Annotated in this window: 16 protein-coding genes; 9 read left to right on the top strand and 7 right to left on the bottom strand. The window is 72.3% G+C overall.

The genetic code is table 11. From position 1 onward, the window contains the following. The 5 genes from A5714_RS13065 to A5714_RS13045 form a co-directional block, all read left to right on the top strand. The coding region (locus A5714_RS13065) for a hypothetical protein (protein WP_068285717.1) at positions 1-1,013 on the top strand (1,013 nt) is incomplete at its 5' end. A 25-nt stretch (positions 1,014-1,038) separates the two neighbouring features. Further along, a complete protein-coding gene (locus tag A5714_RS13060) occupies positions 1,039-1,692 on the top strand; it encodes a DUF4129 domain-containing protein (protein ID WP_068285715.1) in 654 nt (217 codons plus the stop codon). Continuing rightward, the gene (locus A5714_RS13055; RefSeq protein ID WP_068285713.1) at positions 1,692-2,831 is read left to right on the top strand and encodes a DUF4350 domain-containing protein; all 1,140 of its coding nucleotides are present in this window, start codon (positions 1,692-1,694) and stop codon (positions 2,829-2,831) included. Before A5714_RS13060 ends, A5714_RS13055 begins: the two co-directional genes overlap by 1 nt. Beyond that, on the top strand, positions 2,828-3,808 hold the full coding sequence (locus A5714_RS13050; protein ID WP_068285711.1) for a MoxR family ATPase: 981 nt from the start codon (positions 2,828-2,830) through the stop codon (positions 3,806-3,808). The genes A5714_RS13055 and A5714_RS13050 overlap by 4 nt, the downstream gene beginning before the upstream one ends. Continuing rightward, positions 3,808-5,142, top strand: a complete 1,335-nt coding sequence (locus A5714_RS13045; RefSeq protein WP_068285709.1) for a DUF58 domain-containing protein — start codon at positions 3,808-3,810, stop codon at positions 5,140-5,142. The genes A5714_RS13050 and A5714_RS13045 overlap by 1 nt, the downstream gene beginning before the upstream one ends. Before the next feature lie 10 nt (positions 5,143-5,152). On the opposite strand, the gene A5714_RS13040 is transcribed toward A5714_RS13045, so the two are convergent. Then, positions 5,153-6,145, bottom strand: coding sequence for a stage II sporulation protein M (locus A5714_RS13040; RefSeq protein WP_068285707.1), 993 nt, complete (start codon positions 6,143-6,145; stop codon positions 5,153-5,155). Positions 6,146-6,222: 77 nt separating this feature from the next. On the opposite strand from A5714_RS13040, the gene A5714_RS13035 reads away from it, so the two are divergent. Continuing rightward, positions 6,223-7,050, top strand: a complete 828-nt coding sequence (locus A5714_RS13035) for an RDD family protein (RefSeq protein ID WP_068285705.1) — start codon at positions 6,223-6,225, stop codon at positions 7,048-7,050. A gap of 2 nt (positions 7,051-7,052) precedes the next feature. Here the strand turns inward: A5714_RS13035 and A5714_RS13030 are convergent, their stop codons facing one another. Next, a complete protein-coding gene (locus A5714_RS13030) occupies positions 7,053-7,436 on the bottom strand; it encodes a hypothetical protein (protein ID WP_068285703.1) in 384 nt (127 codons plus the stop codon). Between the two features lie 149 nt (positions 7,437-7,585). Here A5714_RS13030 and A5714_RS13025 point away from each other — a divergent pair, with 149 nt between their 5' ends. Beyond that, entirely contained in the window at positions 7,586-8,320 is a 735-nt protein-coding gene (locus tag A5714_RS13025; protein ID WP_068285701.1) for a PadR family transcriptional regulator, read from the top strand. A 28-nt stretch (positions 8,321-8,348) separates the two neighbouring features. Here A5714_RS13025 and glpK read toward each other — a convergent pair whose 3' ends face one another. Continuing rightward, positions 8,349-9,815 carry a glycerol kinase GlpK gene (gene glpK, locus A5714_RS13020; RefSeq protein ID WP_068070295.1) on the bottom strand — a complete coding sequence of 489 codons (1,467 nt, stop codon included), beginning with the start codon at positions 9,813-9,815 and terminating at the stop codon, positions 8,349-8,351. 141 nt (positions 9,816-9,956) lie between these two features. Between glpK and A5714_RS13015 the strand changes: the two genes are divergently transcribed. Both A5714_RS13015 and A5714_RS13010 read left to right on the top strand, forming a co-directional pair. Continuing rightward, positions 9,957-11,429: a glutamate--cysteine ligase gene (locus tag A5714_RS13015; RefSeq protein WP_068285698.1), complete on the top strand. Its 1,473-nt coding sequence runs from the start codon at positions 9,957-9,959 to the stop codon at positions 11,427-11,429. 19 nt (positions 11,430-11,448) lie between these two features. After that, complete coding sequence (locus A5714_RS13010; RefSeq protein ID WP_068285696.1) at positions 11,449-12,138, top strand: class I SAM-dependent methyltransferase; 690 nt, start codon at positions 11,449-11,451, stop codon at positions 12,136-12,138. Here A5714_RS13010 and egtE read toward each other — a convergent pair. Genes egtE through egtB form a run of 4 tightly spaced genes read right to left on the bottom strand, consistent with a single transcriptional unit; the run spans position 12,135 to position 16,268 of the window. Further along, positions 12,135-13,283, bottom strand: coding sequence for an ergothioneine biosynthesis PLP-dependent enzyme EgtE (gene egtE, locus A5714_RS13005; RefSeq protein WP_068285694.1), 1,149 nt, complete (start codon positions 13,281-13,283; stop codon positions 12,135-12,137). The genes A5714_RS13010 and egtE overlap by 4 nt on opposite strands. After that, positions 13,280-14,245: an L-histidine N(alpha)-methyltransferase gene (egtD, locus tag A5714_RS13000; RefSeq protein WP_068285692.1), complete on the bottom strand. Its 966-nt coding sequence runs from the start codon at positions 14,243-14,245 to the stop codon at positions 13,280-13,282. The genes egtE and egtD overlap by 4 nt, the downstream gene beginning before the upstream one ends. After that, positions 14,245-14,955 carry an ergothioneine biosynthesis protein EgtC gene (egtC, locus tag A5714_RS12995; RefSeq protein WP_068285690.1) on the bottom strand — a complete coding sequence of 237 codons (711 nt, stop codon included), beginning with the start codon at positions 14,953-14,955 and terminating at the stop codon, positions 14,245-14,247. Before egtC ends, egtD begins: the two co-directional genes overlap by 1 nt. Continuing rightward, a complete protein-coding gene (egtB, locus tag A5714_RS12990) occupies positions 14,955-16,268 on the bottom strand; it encodes an ergothioneine biosynthesis protein EgtB (RefSeq protein WP_068285725.1) in 1,314 nt (437 codons plus the stop codon). Before egtB ends, egtC begins: the two co-directional genes overlap by 1 nt. Positions 16,269-16,285 lie beyond the last annotated feature (17 nt).

Raw genomic sequence — 16,285 nt, 5'->3', positions numbered from 1 at the left:
GTTACGGCCCGCCCCCGGGCTACGGCCCGCCGTGGTCGGCGCCGCTGGCCAAGCCCGGAATCATCCCGCTGCGGCCGCTGACCCTCGGCGAAATCTTCAACGGCGCGGTCGGCTACGTCCGCGCCAACCCCAGGGCCACCCTGGGGTTGACGGTCGTCGTCGTGGTGGCCATGCAGATCATCAGCAAGACCGCCTTCTACGGTCCCCTGGCGGCCTACGGCCGGTTCTCGGACACCAGCTCGCAACGGCTGAGCTCCGCGGTGATCGGCGCCTCGCTGGCCTCGGTGGGCGCCGGCGTCCTGGTGACCGCCCTGGGCGGCATGCTGCTGTCGGGCATGCTGACCGTGATCGTCGGCCGCGCGGTGTTCGGCGCGCCGATCACCATCGGCGAGACCTGGACGATGATCAAGGGTCGGCTGCTGCCGCTGCTGGGGCTGGCGCTGCTGGAAATGGTTGCGGTGGCGTCGCTCGGTGGCCTGGCGGCCGTGATCGTCGCGGTGCTGGCGGCGATCGGCAGCGCCGCGGTGGCGGTGGTCGTGGGAATCCCGCTGTTCCTCGCCGTGGTCGCGCTGCTGGTGTACCTGTGGACGATCGTCCTGTTCGCGCCCGTCCTCATCGTGCTCGAACGGCTGCCCGTGCTCGACGCGCTGACCCGGTCGTTTCGGCTGGTGCGCGGCGGCTTCTGGCGGGTGCTGGGGATCCGCGCGCTGACCTTCCTGGTGGCGGCGGTCGTGGCCAACGCCGTCGCCGCGCCGTTCAGCATCGCCGGTCAGGTCCTGCTGGCCGGGACGCCCACCACCGGCATGTTCCTGCTCAGCACCGTGATCGTCTCCGTGGGGGCGTCCATCGGGGAGATCCTCACCGCGCCGTTCAACGCGGGCGTGGTGGTGCTGCTCTACGCCGACCGCCGCATGCGTGCCGAGGCGTTCGACCTGGTGCTGCAGACCGGCGCCACGGGCGGGCCCGCCGCGGTCGCCTCCACCGACAACCTCTGGTTGACGCGGCCCGCGTAGCGGCCGAGCGAGGACTGACTGACCCGTGCCCTCCATCGACATCGACCGCGATGCCGCGCAGCAGGCCGCCCAGGCCGAACTCGACAAGCCGATCTACTCCAAAGGCTCGGCGACCGAGCAACTCGCCGAATGGCTCAACGAGACGATCTATCGGTTGCTGCAGGCGACGTCGCACCTGCCCGGCGGCTGGCTCACCACGACCGTGCTCGTCATCGCGCTGGGCATCGCGGTGATCGTCGCCGTCCACCTGGCGCGCCGCACCCTGCGCGTGCACCGGCGCGGCGATCACCTGCTGTTCGAGGCCGCGCAGTTGACCGCCGCGCAGCATCGCGCGACCGCGGAAGCCTATGCCGCGCAGGGTGACTGGGTCGCGGCGATTCGCCATCGGCTGCGTGCGGTGGCGCGCGAGCTCGAGGAGACCGGCGTCGTCAATCCCGCGCCCGGGCGCACCGCCAACGAGCTCGCCGCCGACGCGGGCGCGGCGCTGCCCCACCTGTTGAGTGAGATGTCGCAAGCCGCCACGGTGTTCAACGACGTCACCTACGGTGAACGGCCGGGAACCCAGGCCGGCTACCGAATGATCGCCGACCTCGACGACCACCTGAGGTCGCGCGTGCGCGGCCCGGCACCGGCGGGCGCCGGCGGCGCGGCCACCGAATCCTGGGCCCCGGTGCGCTGATGACGACCGCCGCCCGCCCCCGCAGCGCACCCCCGGCGCGGCGCCGCCGGACTTGGCAGTGGGTGATCGTCACCCTGACGGTGCTCGCCGTGATCGCCGGTATCGAGGCCTACCTGACCGCCCCGCGGCCCGGCGCGCCGATGGACCCCGAATCGACCGGCCCGGACGGCGCCCACGCGCTGGTCACGCTGTTGCGCGAGGCCGGGGTCGACGTCGTGGTCGCCGACGGCATCGCCGACGTGGAAGGCGCGGCGCGCCCGGACGCGCTGATCTTGGTGGCGCAGACCCAGTACCTGACCGACCCGTTGCTGGACCGCCTCACCAGGGCGAAGGGCGACCTGCTGCTGGTCGAGCCGACCGCCCGCACCCGGGAGGCGTTGCTGCCGGGTGTGCGCGTGTCGCCCGCCAGCGACTTCGACACCGATCCGGATTGCCCGCTGCGCGAGGCGGTGCGGGCCGGTTCGGTGCGGTTCGGCGCCGCCGAAAGCTACCGGATGCCCGACGCCCGGCGGGTCACCTCCTGTTACGGCGGGGTGCTGATCCGGTTCCGCGACGACGGGCGGGTCGTGACGGCGGTCGGCAGCGCCGACTTCATGGCCAACGCGGAGCTTGCCCACGCGGGCAACGCCGCGCTGGCCATGAACCTGGCGGGTGACCGGCCTCGGCTCATCTGGTACGCGCCCCACCACACCGAGGGCGAATCACCAACTCCCAGTTCACTTTTCGACCTTGTCCCGGCGAACGTGATCTGGGTCGTCTGGCAGCTGTGGCTGGTGGTGCTGCTCGTCGCGCTGTGGAAGGCGCGCCGCCCCGGCCCGCTGGTCGCCGAGGACCTGCCGGTGGTGGTGCGCGCGTCGGAGACCGTCGAGGGCCGCGGCCGGCTGTACCGGTCGCGCCGGGCGCGCGACCGCGCCGCCGCCGCGCTGCGCACCGCCGCGCTGCAACGGCTGCTGCCGCGCCTCGGCCTGGGTGCGGGGGCGCCCGCCGCGGCGGTGGTGGCCACCGTCGCCCGGCGTAGCGGGGCCGACGCCGGGTTCGTTTCCTATCATCTGTTCGGCCCGCCTCCGGCCACCGACGCCGACCTGTTACAACTCGCCCGCGCGCTCGACGACATCGAAAGGCAGGTCGCACACCCGTGACACAACCGTCTTCCACCACCGACAGTCCCACCGCCGATGCGGCACGCGAGGCGCTGCTGGCGCTGCGCGGCGAGCTCGCCAAGGCCGTCGTCGGGCAGGAGGGGGTGGTCAGCGGCCTGGTGATCGCGCTGCTGTGCCGGGGCCACGTGCTCCTCGAGGGCGTCCCCGGGGTCGCCAAGACGCTGCTGGTGCGGGCACTGGCGGCCGCGCTGCGCCTGGACTTCAAGCGAGTGCAGTTCACGCCCGACCTGATGCCCGGCGACGTCACCGGCTCCCTGGTCTACGACGCGCGGACCGCGGAGTTCGCCTTCCGCCCCGGCCCGGTGTTCACCAACCTTTTGCTCGCCGACGAGATCAACCGCACCCCGCCCAAGACCCAGGCCGCGCTGCTCGAGGCGATGGAGGAGCGTCAGGTCAGCGTGGACGGCGAACCGCGGGCGCTGCCCGACCCATTCATCGTGGCGGCCACCCAGAACCCGATCGAGTACGAGGGCACCTACCAGCTGCCCGAGGCGCAACTGGACCGGTTCCTGCTCAAGCTCAATGTCGCCCTCCCGCCGCGGGATTCGGAGATCGCCATCCTGGGACGGCACGCGCAGGGCTTCGATCCGCGCGACCTGTCCGCGATCCAGCCGGTCGCCGGCCCGGCCGAACTGGCCGCCGGCCGCGACGCGGTGCGGCACGTGCTGGTCGCCGACGAGGTGCTGGGCTACATCGTCGACATCGTCGGCGCCACCCGGTCGTCGCCGGCCCTGCAGCTGGGCGTCTCCCCGCGCGGCGCGACCTCCCTGCTGGCGACGGCCCGATCCTGGGGCTGGCTGTCGGGCCGCAACTACGTCACCCCCGACGACGTCAAAGCCATGGCCCGCTCGACCCTGCGCCACCGGGTGCTGGTGCGCCCGGAGGCCGAGCTCGAGGGCGCCACCCCCGACGGGGTGCTCGACGGGATCCTGGCCTCGGTCCCGGTCCCCCGCTAGTGGTCATCACCGGACGCACCGGCCTGGTCGCGTTGATCTGTGTCGCGCCCATCGCGTTGTCACCATACCCCGCAACAACTTTCGCGGTTCTCGCACTGGCGCTGAGCATCGCGGTGGCCGCCGACGTCGCCCTGGCGGCAAGCCCTCGCGGGCTGCGTTACACCCGGTCGCCGGACCGCTCCGCCCGGCTCGGGCAAGACGCGGATTCGCAGCTGTTGATCCACAACGGCGGGCGGCGGCGCTTGCGCGGGCAGATCCGCGATGCCTGGCCGCCCAGCGCCCGCGCGGACCCGCGCAACCACCTCGTCACCATCCCGGCCGGACAGCACCGGCACGTCCGGACGGCCTTGCACCCGGTGCGCCGCGGCGACCTGCGCGCCCGCACCGTCACGGCCCGCTCGATCGGCCCGCTCGGGCTCGCCGGGCGCCAGGGCTCGCAGCCGGTGCCGGGCCGGCTGCGGGTGCTGCCGCCGTTCCTGTCCCGCAAGCACCTGCCGTCGCGGCTGGCCAAACTGCGCGAGATCGACGGGTTGCTGCCCACGCTGACCCGGGGCCAGGGCACCGAATTCGACTCGTTGCGCGAATACGTGGTGGGCGACGACGTGCGCTCGATCGATTGGCGGGCCACCGCGCGGCGCGCGGACGTGGTGGTGCGCACCTGGCGACCCGAACGCGACCGCCGGGTGGTGATCGTGCTCGACACCGGGCGCACCGCCGCCGGGCGGGTGGGCCTCGACCCCGTCGCGCCCGGCCGCGGGGCCGACCCCGCGGGCTGGCCGCGCCTGGACTGGTCCATGGACGCCGCGCTGCTGCTGGCGGCGCTGGCCTCGCGGGCCGGCGACCACGTCGACTTCCTGGCCCACGATCGGGTCGGCAGGGCCGGCGTGTTCGGGGCTTCGCGTACCGAGCTGCTGGCCCAGCTGGTCGAGGCGATGGCCCCGCTGCAGCCCGCACTCATCGAATCGGATTGGCGGGCACTGGTTTCCGCCGTCGCCATGCGCGCCCGGCGCCGCTCTTTGGTGGTGTTGCTGACCGATCTCAACCCGGCGGCCCTCGACGAGGGCCTGTTTCCGGTGCTGCCGCAACTGTCGGCCAGACATCACCTGCTGGTGGCCGCGGTGTCCGATCCGCGCGTCGACGAGATGGCGGCGGGGCGCTCCGACGCGGCGGCGGTGTACGACGCGGCGGCCGCCGAGAAGTCGCGCAACGACCGGCGCGCGATCGCCTCCCGGCTGCGCGCCGGCGGCGTCGAGGTCGTCGACGCCCCACCCGGCGAGCTGGCGCCCGCCCTGGCCGACTGCTACCTGGCGATGAAGGCGACCGGCCGGCTGTGACCGTGCTCGCTCAGCCCGTGGGCACCACGTCGGGCGCGTCGTCGATGTCGCCGCTCTCGCCCGCCCGGACGGCGCGGCGGCCGAAATAGCCGATGTAACACAGGAATGCCGCCTCGGCGACGACGCCGATCCCGACGCGCACGACCGTGGGCAACGGCGACGGCGTCACCAGCGCCTCGATCAGCCCGGACACCAGCAGCACGCCCACCAGGCCGACGGCGACGGCGACGACGGCGCGGCCCTGCTCGGCGAGCACCTGACCACGCGGCCGGTCACCCGGCGCGATCACCGACCACCCGAGCCGCATTCCGACTGCGCCCGAGAGGAATACGGCCGTCAGCTCCAGCAGCCCGTGCGGGGCGAGCAGGCCCAGCAGCAGGCCGCCCTTGCCGGCGGGAAACATCAACCCGGCGATCAGCCCGAGGTTGGCGGCGTTCTGGAACAGGATGAACGGGATCGGCACGCCGAGCAGTATCGACAACGCGATGCACTGCGCGGACACCCAGGAATTGTTCACCCAGATCTGCAGCGCGAAGGCCGCCGCCGGATGCTCGCTGTAGTACGACTCCACGTCGTGGTTGATCAAATGCTGCACGTCGCTTGACGTTCCGACAGCGGCTTGCGCCTCAGGGTTGCCGGCCAGCCAGGTGGCGATCAGGACGACCACCGCGAAGAACGCCGCCGCCGTCCCGAGCCACCACCGCCAGCTGCGGTAGGCGACGACGGGGAAGGACACCGTCCAGAAGCGGGTGAACGTCGAGCTCAGCGGCGCGTGGGCGCCCGTCACCACCGAGCGGGCGCGCGCGACGAGGCTGGACAACCGGCCGACCAGGACCGAATCCGACGACGCCGAACGCAGCATCGACAGGTGGGTGGCGACCCGCTGATACAACTCGACGAGCTCGTCGACCTCGGCGCCGGTGAGCGACCGGCGTTTCCCGATCAGCCGGTCGAGGCGGTCCCAGGTGGCGGAGTGGGCCAGCACGAACGCATCGACATCCACCCGGGCCAGCGTAATCGCACCCGCTCGGCGGGCCGGCGCGGCCGCCCGCGCGCGCCCTACCTGTAACGTTCGGTGTCATGTCGGAGGTGGTGACCGGGGACGCCGTAGTGCTCGACGTGCAGATCGCCCAGTTGCCGGTGCGCGCGCTCAGCGCGCTGATCGACATCGCCGTGATGGCCGTCTGCTACCTGCTCGGGCTGCTGTTGTGGGCCGCCACCCTAACGCAGTTCGATTCCGCCCTGAGCAACGCCGTGCTGCTGATTTTCACGATCCTGGTCGTCATCGGGTATCCCGTCATCCTGGAGACGGCGACCCGCGGGCGCTCGGTGGGCAAGATGGCGCTGGGCCTGCGGGTGGTCTCCGACGACGGCGGCCCGGAACGGGTGCGCCAGGCCGTGTTTCGTGCGCTGGCCGCGCTGGTCGAGATCTGGATGCTGTTGGGCAGCCCCGCCATCGTCGCCAGCATCCTGTCACCCAAGGCGCAACGCATCGGCGACATCTTCGCGGGCACCGTGGTGGTCAACGAACGCGGTCCCCGGCCGGGTCCGCCACCCACGATGCCGCCGGCGCTGGCGTGGTGGGCCGCGTCGTTGCAGCTGTCTGGCCTGTCCCCCGGCCAGGCCGAGCTGGCGCGTCAATTCCTCTCGCGCGCAACGCAACTCGATGCGCCGCTGCGCCAGCAGATGGCCTATCGCATCGCCGGTGACGTGCTGTCAAGCGTCGCCCCACCGCCACCCCCCGGCGCCCCGCCGGAGCTGGTGCTGGCCGCCGTGCTCGCCGAACGGCACCGGCGCGAACTGGCGCGCCTGCGCCAACCCCCGCCCGGGCCCGCCCCCCCGCCCTGGCCGGCCGCGCCGGCGCCCCCAGATGGGGGGCTGCCCGGCGGCCTGGCGCCGCCGCGCTGAGCTCAGCGCGCCACGCTCGCCGCCATCAGCGCCACGTCGGCGATCAGCAGCGCCCAGCCGAGCAGCGGGACGCCGACGCCGCCGCGGCGCCCGGCGGTGCCGAACGAGATCGCGATGACGACCACGGCGACCGCGAGCGCCCCGTAGAAGGCGACGCCGAAGTCGATGCCGGTGTGACCGGAGCAGCTGGCGTCGCCGCAGCCGTCCGCGCTCATCGCGGCGCCCAGGGCGAACAACATCACGATCGCGGCGGCGGGCACCGTCCCGAGCGCCAGGCACCAGTTGACCCACAACCACGCGCCGCCACCCCGACTCTCCGGGCGGCGTCCCGGCGCACCACCGTGGGCCGCGCCGGGGCTCGCGGTGAGGTGGTTGTCGCCGTTCATGCCCCTGTTCCTACCCGCGACGTGCCCGGACAAACGCCGCTCACACAGTTCAACGTTGCATCGCGATAGTTTCCGATATATCGTGATGTTTCGTAAGACAACCAGGCGCGCCTCAGCTCCTCCCCACCAGACGTAAGGACTCTGCAACCATGAGCAACCCATTCACCACCCCCGGCACTCCGTTCGCCGGCCGCCCCGGCCTCGGGTTCGGCTTCGGTTCCGGCCCCGCCTTCGGCCCCGCCCAACGGCGGGCGCTGCACGGCGCCAAGCGCCACGCCCGGCGCGAATTCTTCGACCACCTGCGTGAGCAGGCAGCCGACCACGACGGCCCACTCGGATTCGGTCCCGGGTTCGGGCCGGGCTTCGGTCCCAGCTTCGGTCCCGGCTTCGGCGCGGGGTTCGGGTTCGGCGGGCGTCGCGGCGGGGGACGTCGCGGCGGCCCCGGCCGGGGCCGTCGCGGTGACGTCCGCGCCGCCATCTTGGCGCTGCTGGCCGAGCGGCCGATGCACGGCTACGAGATGATCCAGCAGATCGCCGAGCGCAGCAACGGGCTGTGGAAGCCCAGCCCCGGCTCCGTCTACCCGACCCTGCAGCTCCTCGACGACGAGGGGCTGATCGCCGCCAGCGAGAGCGAGGGCAGCAAGAAGCTGTTCGAGCTGACCGACGAGGGCCGCGCCGCCGCCGACAAGATCGAAACCCCGCCGTGGGACGAGATCACCGAAGGGGCCGACCCCGGCCACCTGAACCTGCGGGCGGCCGTCGGCCAGCTGTTCGGGGCGGTGGCGCAGGCCGCGCACACCGCCAGCGCCGACCAGCAGCAGCGCATCGTCGACATCGTCAACAACGCGCGCCGAGAGATCTACGCCATCCTCGGCGAGGACTGACACACCTGGCACCGCGGCGGGCCCTGGATCAGGTCATCTCGACCCAGTCCAGGGTCCGCTGCACCGCCTTGCGCCAGCCCGCATACCCCGCGGCTCGCTGATCCTCGGACCAGGTCGGCGTCCACCGCTTGTCCTCTTGCCAGTTGTCCCGCAGGTCGGATGGATCGGCCCAGAACCCCACCGCCAGGCCGGCCGCGTAGGCGGCACCCAACGCGGTCGTCTCGGCCACCACCGGGCGCACCACGTCCACCCCCAACACGTCGGCCTGGATCTGCATGCACAGGTCGTTGGCGGTGACGCCACCGTCGACCTTCAAAACCTCAAGGCGCACACCGGAATCCGCGGCCGCGGCGTCCACTACGTCGCGGCTCTGGTAACAGATCGCCTCCAGCGTCGCGCGGGCGACGTGCGCGTTGGTGTTGAACCTCGACAACCCGACGATCGCGCCGCGGGCGTCCGATCGCCAATACGGCGCGAACAACCCCGAGAAGGCCGGCACGAAATAAACCCCGCCGTTGTCGTCGACCTGCCGGGCCAGCGACTCGCTTTGCGCGGCGCCGCTGATGATGCCCAACTGGTCGCGCAACCACTGCACCGCCGCACCCGTGACCGCGATCGAACCCTCAAGCGCGTAAACGGGTTTGGCGTCACCGAACTGATAACAGACGGTGGTCAGCAGCCCGTTGTCCGATCGCACGATCGTCTCGCCAGTGTTGAGCAGCAGGAAATTTCCCGTGCCGTAGGTGTTCTTGGCCTCGCCTTGCGCCAGGCAGACCTGACCCACCATCGCGGCGTGCTGGTCACCCAGCATCCCGGTGATCGGGACCTCGCCGCCCAACGGCCCCGCCGGGGCGGACGAGCCGTAGGGCCGCGGCGACGACGACGGCACGATCTTTGGCAGCATCGCACGGGGAATGGTGAAAAAGGACAGCAGCTCGTCGTCCCAGTCCAGCGTCTCGAGGTCCATCAGCATGGTCCGGCTGGCGTTGGTGACGTCGGTGGCGTGCACGCCGCCGTGCGGGCCGCCGGTGAGATTCCACAACACCCAGGTGTCCGGCGTGCCGAACAGGGCGTCACCGCGCTCGGCGGCCTGGCGCACCCCGTCGACGTTCTCCAGGATCCACTGCAGCTTGCCCCCGGAGAAATAGGTCGCCGGCGGCAGGCCGGCCTTGCGGCGGATCACCTCGCCGCGGCCGTCGCGTTGCAGGGCCGCCGCGATCCGGTCGGTGCGGGTGTCCTGCCACACGATCGCGTTGCAGTAGGGCCGCCCGGTGCGCCGGTTCCACACCAAGGTAGTCTCCCGCTGATTGGTAATACCCAGCGCCACAAGGTCTTCGGGACCGAGATTGGCCCGGTTGAGCACCGACATCAGCACCGAGGAGGTGCGTTCCCAGATCTCGACCGGGTCGTGCTCGACCCAGCCGGCGCGGGGCAGGATCTGTTCGTGCTCGAGTTGATGGCGGGCCACCTCGGCACCATCGTGATCGAAGATCATGCAGCGGGTGCTGGTCGTTCCCTGGTCGACGGCTGCTACGAACTCGGCCAACTGCTTCCCTCCACACGCCACGGCGACCGGACAGCGAAACTCTAACGGCTGTACTTGCGTTCCCGGCGGCGAACCTGTTGCATCGGCGGTGTGGGCGACGAGGTCAAGCGCGCCACGTACAGCAACGCACATCGGCGGGAATACCGGCGCAAGGTGGGGCTGTGCCTGGACGTCTTCGAGACGATGCTGGGCCGGTCGTGCTTCGACTCCGCCGAGCCGCTCACCGGCATGGAGATCGAGTGCAACCTCGTCGACGGCGACTACCAGCCGGCCATGTCGAACCGGCACGTGCTGCAGGCCATCGCGAACCCGGCCTACCAGACCGAATTGGGCGCCTACAACATCGAATTCAACGTTCCGCCGCACGCCCTGCCCGGCCACACCGGCCTGGACCTGGAGGCCGAGGTGCGGGCCAGCCTGAACGACGCCGAGGTCGCGGCCGCCGCGGAGGGTTCCCACATCGTGATGATCGGCATCCTGCCCACGCTGATGCCCGAGCACCTCGACCACGACTGGATGAGTGAGTCGACGCGCTACGCCGCGCTCAACGACTCGATCTTCAGCGCGCGGGGCGAGGACATTCCGATCAACATCTCCGGACCCGAGCCGCTGAGCTGGGAGGCGGTGTCGATAGCTCCCGAGTCCGCCTGCACCAGTGTGCAATTGCATCTGCAACTGGCCCCGGAGACCTTCGCCGCGAACTGGAACGCGGCCCAGGCGGTGGCCGGCCCGCAGCTGGCGCTGGCCGCCAATTCGCCGTTCTTCTTCGGCCACCTGCTGTGGCCGGAGACCCGCATCGAGTTGTTCGCGCAGTCCACCGACACCCGGCCCGAAGAGCTGAAGTCCCAGGGGGTGCGGCCGCGGGTGTGGTTCGGCGAGGGCTGGATCTCCTCGGTGCTCGACCTGTACCGGGAGAACATCCGCTACTTCCCGTCACTGCTGCCCGAGGTATCCGACGAGGACCCGGTCGCCGAACTGGCCGCCGGGCGCACCCCGCAGCTGTCCGAGCTGCGGCTGCACAACGGCACCGTGTACCGCTGGAACCGGCCGGTCTACGACGTGGTGGACGGGCGCCCGCACCTGCGCCTGGAGAACCGGGTGTTGCCGGCCGGCCCCACCGTCGTCGACATGCTGGCCAATTCCGCCTTCTTCTACGGCCTGCTGCGCAGCCTGTCCGAGGCCGACGAACCGCTTTGGGAGAGCTTGGATTTCGCCGTCGCCGAGGCGAACTTCCTGGCCGCGGCGCGGCACGGCATCGACGCCAAGCTGCACTGGCCCGGGCTGGGTGAGGTGACGGCGCGCGAGTTGGTGCTCGACACGCTGCTGCCGCTGGCGCACGACGGCCTTCACCGGTGGGGCGTGGACCCGGAGGTGCGCGACCGGTTCCTCGGCGTCATCGAGGGCCGCGCCGCCTCCGGCCGCAACGGCGCCAGCTGGCAGGTGTCGACGGTGCAGACGCTGCAGGACGGCGGGATGACCCGGCCCGAGGCGCTGGCCGAGATGCTGCGCCGCTACTGCGACCACATGCACGCCAACACCCCGGTGCACACCTGGGAGCCGTGACCGCGCGTACGTTGGAGCCATGGCCGATCAAGTGATGGATTGGGACAGCGCCTACCGCGGGGAGAGCGAGTTCGACGGGCCGCCGCCGTGGAACATCGGCGAGCCGCAGCCCGAGTTGGCCGCCCTGATCGCGGCCGGCAGGTTCCGCAGCGACGTGCTGGACGCCGGCTGCGGTTTCGCCGAGCTGTCGTTGGCGCTGGCCGCCCAGGGGTACACCGTGGTCGGCCTCGACCTCACGCCGACGGCCGTCGCCGCGGCCACCAAGGCGGCCGCCGAGCGGGGCCTGACCTCCGCCACATTCGCCCAGGCCGATATCACCGACTTCGACAGCTACCCGGCGGGCCTGGAGGGGCGGTTCAACACCGTGGTGGACAGCACGCTGTTCCACTCGTTGCCCGTCGATCACCGCGACGACTATCTGCGCTCGGTGCACCGCGTCGCCGCTCCCGGGGCCGGCTACTTCGTGCTGGTGTTCGCCAAGGGCGCCTTCCCCGACGGGTGGGAATCTAGGCCGAACGAGGTCGACGAGGACGAGCTGCGCGCCGCCGTCAGCCGCCACTGGGAGGTCGACGACATCCGCCCCGCGCACATCCACGCCAACATTCCCGACGCGCCCGGTGCCCCGATGGAGATGCCCAAGCACCCCCGCGACGAGAAGGGCCGGATGAAGCTGCCCGCGTTCCTGCTGACGGCGCACAAGGCCGGCTAGCCCGTCGCGGTCGCCGCCGAGGCGGCGATGAGCGCCTCGGCGAAGACCTCGAGGTCGCCGGCCGTGGTGTCCAGGTGCGGCGAGAGCCGCAGCCGGGGCCCGGCGAGTTCCAGCGGCGCGCGCTGCGTCCCGACGAACGTGGTCAGGATCCGCCGCTCGGCGAGCAGCCAGTCCCGCACCGCCTGCGGGTCGGCGCCGTCCACCGGGGCCAGGGTGGTGATGGCGCTGGGCTCCTCGGCCTCCTCGACCACCGTCCACCCCGGCACGTCGCCCAGCAGGCTGCGGGTCAGGCTGCCCAGCCGGGCCAGGCCGGCGCGCACCGCGTCCGGCCGGAAGGCCAGATGCTCGCCCAGCGCGATCGCCAGGCCCACGCGCGCGGCCACGTTGGCCTCACCGAACTCGAGCTGCTGGGCCACCCCGACGGCCGGCGCCCAGGGCGGGCTCGCCAGCCGGGGCCGCAGCCGTTCCAGCAGCGCGGGGCGCACGGCCAGCAATCCGACACCGCGCGGCCCGGCCAGCCACTTGCGCGACGAGGAGTACAGGGCGTCGGCGCCCACGGCGCAGTCCACCTGCCCGAGCGCCTGGGCGGCGTCGACGACCAGCGGTAACCCGAGCTCGCGGCAGAGCTGCGCGAGCATCGCCACCGGCTGCACCACGCCGCTGTGGCTGGCGACCGCGGTCACGTGCACCAGGTCGGGCGGGTCGGATTGCAGGGCCAGCGCCGCGTCGTCGAGCGCCACCCGGCCGTCCTGCAGCGTCGGCAGCAGCCGGCGGTCGCAACCATAAGCGTCCAGCAGGGCCAGGTTGGGCCCGTACTCGCCGGGCAGGCACGCGACCGCCGTGCGTTGCGCCGGCCAGCTGCCCAGCAGCAGATCCAGCGCGTGCAGCGAGCCGGTGGTGAACACCACCTCGGCGTCGGGCATGCCGGCCAGCGCGGCGAACGCGATACGCCCGGCGTCGAGCACCGGGGCGGCCGCCTCGGCGGCGACGTAACCGCCGAGCTCGGACTCGTTGCGGGCGTGCCGGGCGGTGGCCTCGATCACCGCGACGCTCTGCCGGGAGCACGCCGCGCTGTCCAGGTGCAGCCCGGCCGCCGGCGGGCGGGCCGCCCGCCACCGGTCGGCCAACGAATCCCCGGCCGTCACTTCACGGCCAACGACAACCCGAAATCTCCCGCGCCGTCGGTCCACCACCGGGTGCGCCGCAGGCCCGCGCTCAGCAGTTCGGCGCTCACCCCCGCCGGGCGGAACTTGCACGACACCTCGGTCAGCATCTCCTCGCCCCCGGCGAACTCGACCGTCAGGTCGAGCGCCCCCACCCGCACCCGCTGCGGGTCGCGGGCGCGCAACCACATCTCGATGCGTTCCTCGTCGGCGTTCCAGCGGGCTACGTGGCCGAAGGCGTCGACGTCGAAGTCGGCGTCGAGTTCACGGTTGATGACCGCCAGCACGTTGCGGTTGAACGCCGCGGTCACTCCCGCGGCGTCGTCGTAGGCCCGCACCAGCCGGTCGACGTCCTTGACGAGGTCGGTGCCCAGCAGCAGGCTGTCCCCGGGCCGCAGCTGCGCCGACAGCGCGGACAGGAAGCGCGCCCGCGGCTCGGGTGTGAGGTTGCCGATGGTCGACCCCAAAAACACGAACAGGCGCCGCCCGCCGCCCGGGATCTCACCCAGGTGCTCCTCGAAGTCGCCGCAGACGGCCTCGATCTCGACGCCCGCGTACTCCTGCTGGATGGCCGCCGCGGCGGTCGACAGGATGCTGGCGTCGACGTCGAACGGGATGAATTTGCGCAGCGACCCGCGCTCGTGCAGCGCGTCGAGCAGCAGGCGGGTCTTCTCCGACGTCCCGCTGCCGAGCTCGACGAGGGTGTCGGCGGCGCTGGCCGCCGCGATCTCGGCCGCCCGGGCCCGCAGGATCTCCGCCTCCGCGCGGGTGGGGTAATACTCGGGCAGCCGGGTGATCTGGTCGAACAGGTCGCTGCCCACCGAATCGTAGAACCACTTGGGCGGCAGCGACTTCGGCGTTTGGCGCAACCCGTCGGCGACGTCGCGGCGGATCGCGTGGTACGCCGAGTCGGCGGCCAGGTGGTTCGACAACGACAGTGTCATCAAGATCCTTCCCAGGTGTTGAGCGGGGTCAGCGTGACGCCCGCGGCAATGACGTCGACGAGGTGCCGGTCCGGGACGTCGTCCCAGCCCGGGTCGTCGTCGTAAGGTTCGCTGGCCAGGACCACTCCGTCGGCGCGGCGCAGGATGGACAGCGTGTCGCCCCAGGCCGTCGCCAGCAGCCGAGAACCGTTGGCGGCCAAGATGTTCAGCCGCGCCCCCGGATCGGCCGCCGCCACCTCCGCGACGGTCCGGCCCAGCGCGTCGAGCCCGCGGTCGAAGATCAGCGCCGCCAAAATGGCGCTGTCGCAGACAGATTCGGCCGACGACGACGCCGGCAGCACCGCGCGGTCGACGACACCGTTGTGCGAGAGCAACCACCGCCCGTCGGTGAACGGTGCCGTCGCGCTGGGTTCGATCGGCATCCCGACGGTCGCCGAACGCACCGCCGCCACCACGCAGCCGCTGCGCAGCGCCGGCGCCACCGACGCGAACGACGCATCACCCCACAGCGGCGCCGGGCTGCGCCAGCGCCGGGGCACGTCGGCGCCCGACGAGCGATCGAAGAAGCCGACCCCCCACCCGTCGGCGTTGAGCAGGCCGTGCTTTTGGCGGCGCGGGGCGTAGGACTGGACGCCCAGCCCCTGCGGCGGGTCCAGCACCAGCGAGGCCACGCTGACGTCGGCGCCGAGCCAGCCCAGATGACGGCACATCAGGCGCGGTCCTGCACGTCCCAGGCCAGCCGGACGCCCGAGAAGATCTGCCGCCGGCAGGGGTGGTCCCAGTTGCGGAAGCTGGGCCGCAAAATGCTGGACGCGACGGCCCACGAGCCGCCGCGCAGCACCCGGTAGTCGCCGTCGAAGAAGGGCTCGGAGTAGCGCTGGTACAGCATCGGGGCGAATCCCGGCCACGGGCGCAGCGGCGAGCTGGTCCACTCCCAGACGTCGCCGAGCAGCTGTTCCACCCCGTACGCGGACGCGCCGGCCGGATAGGCCCCGACGGGGGCCGGACGCAGCGCCGTCCCGCCCAGGTTGGCGCGGTGGTCGGCCTCCGAGGGCGGCTCGGCGCCCCACGGGTAGCGGCGCCGCGCGCCCGCCGCCGGGTCCCAGGCGCAGGCCTTCTCCCACTCGATCTCGGTGGGCAGCCGAGCGCCGGCCCAGGACGCGTAGGCCTGCGCCTCGAAGTAGCTGACGTGTTGGACAGGCTCGTCGGCCGGAATGTCCTCGACGTGGCCGAACCGGGTTCGCGTCCGCGCGTCGGCGCTCCAGAATTGCGGGCCGACCAGTCCGACGGCCTGCCGGTGCTGCCAGCCGCGCTCGGACCACCACCGCGGCTGCCGGTAGCCGCCGTCGTCGACGAACTGGCGCCACTCTCCGTTGGTGACGGGCACCCTGCCGATCCGGAAGGTCGGCACGTCGACGACGTGGGACGGGCGCTCGTTGTCCAGCGAGTACGGTTCGTCGGCGGCGTCGACGCCCAGCACGAACGGGCCGCCGGGCACCAGCACCGAGGTGCCGGCCAGCCCGGGCCGGCCCGCGGGCACGGCGGACGCCCCGGTCAGCAGCGGCGCGCCGGAGCGCAGGTTCAGCGCCTGCAGCATGGTCTCGTCGTGCTGGTTCTCGTGGCTCACCACCATCGCGTAGGCGAACGCCGCCCGGTCGCCGGCGGGATCGTCGGGCAGCGCGTCGAGGGCGTCGAGCACCGCCGAGCGCACGGTGTTGCAGTAGGCCCGCGCCTTCTCGGGGGTCAGCAACGGCAGCTCGACGCGGCTGGCGCGCGAATGGGTGAACGCGTCGTAGAGCCCCTCGACCGCCGCCGGCAACATGCCGGGACGCGCCGGGTCACCGGCGCGCAACAGCCAGAACTCCTCCTGCTGGCCGATGTGCGCCAGGTCCCAGACCAGCGGGCTCATCAGGGGGTCGTACTGCCGGCACAGCTCCGCGTCGTCGAAGTCGACCAGCCGCAGCGTGCGGGTGCGCGCCCGCGCCAGATCGTCGGCGAGATCCTGCCGGCCTGACGACCGCAGGCGCGGCAGGTCGGAAT

This window comes from Mycobacterium sp. E2462 (assembly GCF_001672685.1).
Classification (GTDB): domain Bacteria; phylum Actinomycetota; class Actinomycetes; order Mycobacteriales; family Mycobacteriaceae; genus Mycobacterium.
This window is presented reverse-complemented; position numbering and strand designations above follow the sequence as displayed.

Excerpts from the sequence above, each read along its gene's own strand:
- A5714_RS13055 (WP_068285713.1), top strand. The coding sequence starts at position 1,692 with ATGACGACCGCCGCCCGCCCCCGCAGCGCACCCCCGGCGCGGCGCCGC.
- egtC (WP_068285690.1), bottom strand. The coding sequence starts at position 14,955 with ATGTGCCGTCATCTGGGCTGGCTCGGCGCCGACGTCAGCGTGGCCTCG.
- A5714_RS13025 (WP_068285701.1), top strand. The coding sequence starts at position 7,586 with ATGAGCAACCCATTCACCACCCCCGGCACTCCGTTCGCCGGCCGCCCC.
- A5714_RS13030 (WP_068285703.1), bottom strand. The coding sequence starts at position 7,436 with ATGAACGGCGACAACCACCTCACCGCGAGCCCCGGCGCGGCCCACGGT.
- glpK (WP_068070295.1), bottom strand. The coding sequence starts at position 9,815 with ATGATCTTCGATCACGATGGTGCCGAGGTGGCCCGCCATCAACTCGAG.
- egtD (WP_068285692.1), bottom strand. The coding sequence starts at position 14,245 with ATGACACTGTCGTTGTCGAACCACCTGGCCGCCGACTCGGCGTACCAC.
- A5714_RS13010 (WP_068285696.1), top strand. The coding sequence starts at position 11,449 with ATGGCCGATCAAGTGATGGATTGGGACAGCGCCTACCGCGGGGAGAGC.
- A5714_RS13035 (WP_068285705.1), top strand. The coding sequence starts at position 6,223 with ATGTCGGAGGTGGTGACCGGGGACGCCGTAGTGCTCGACGTGCAGATC.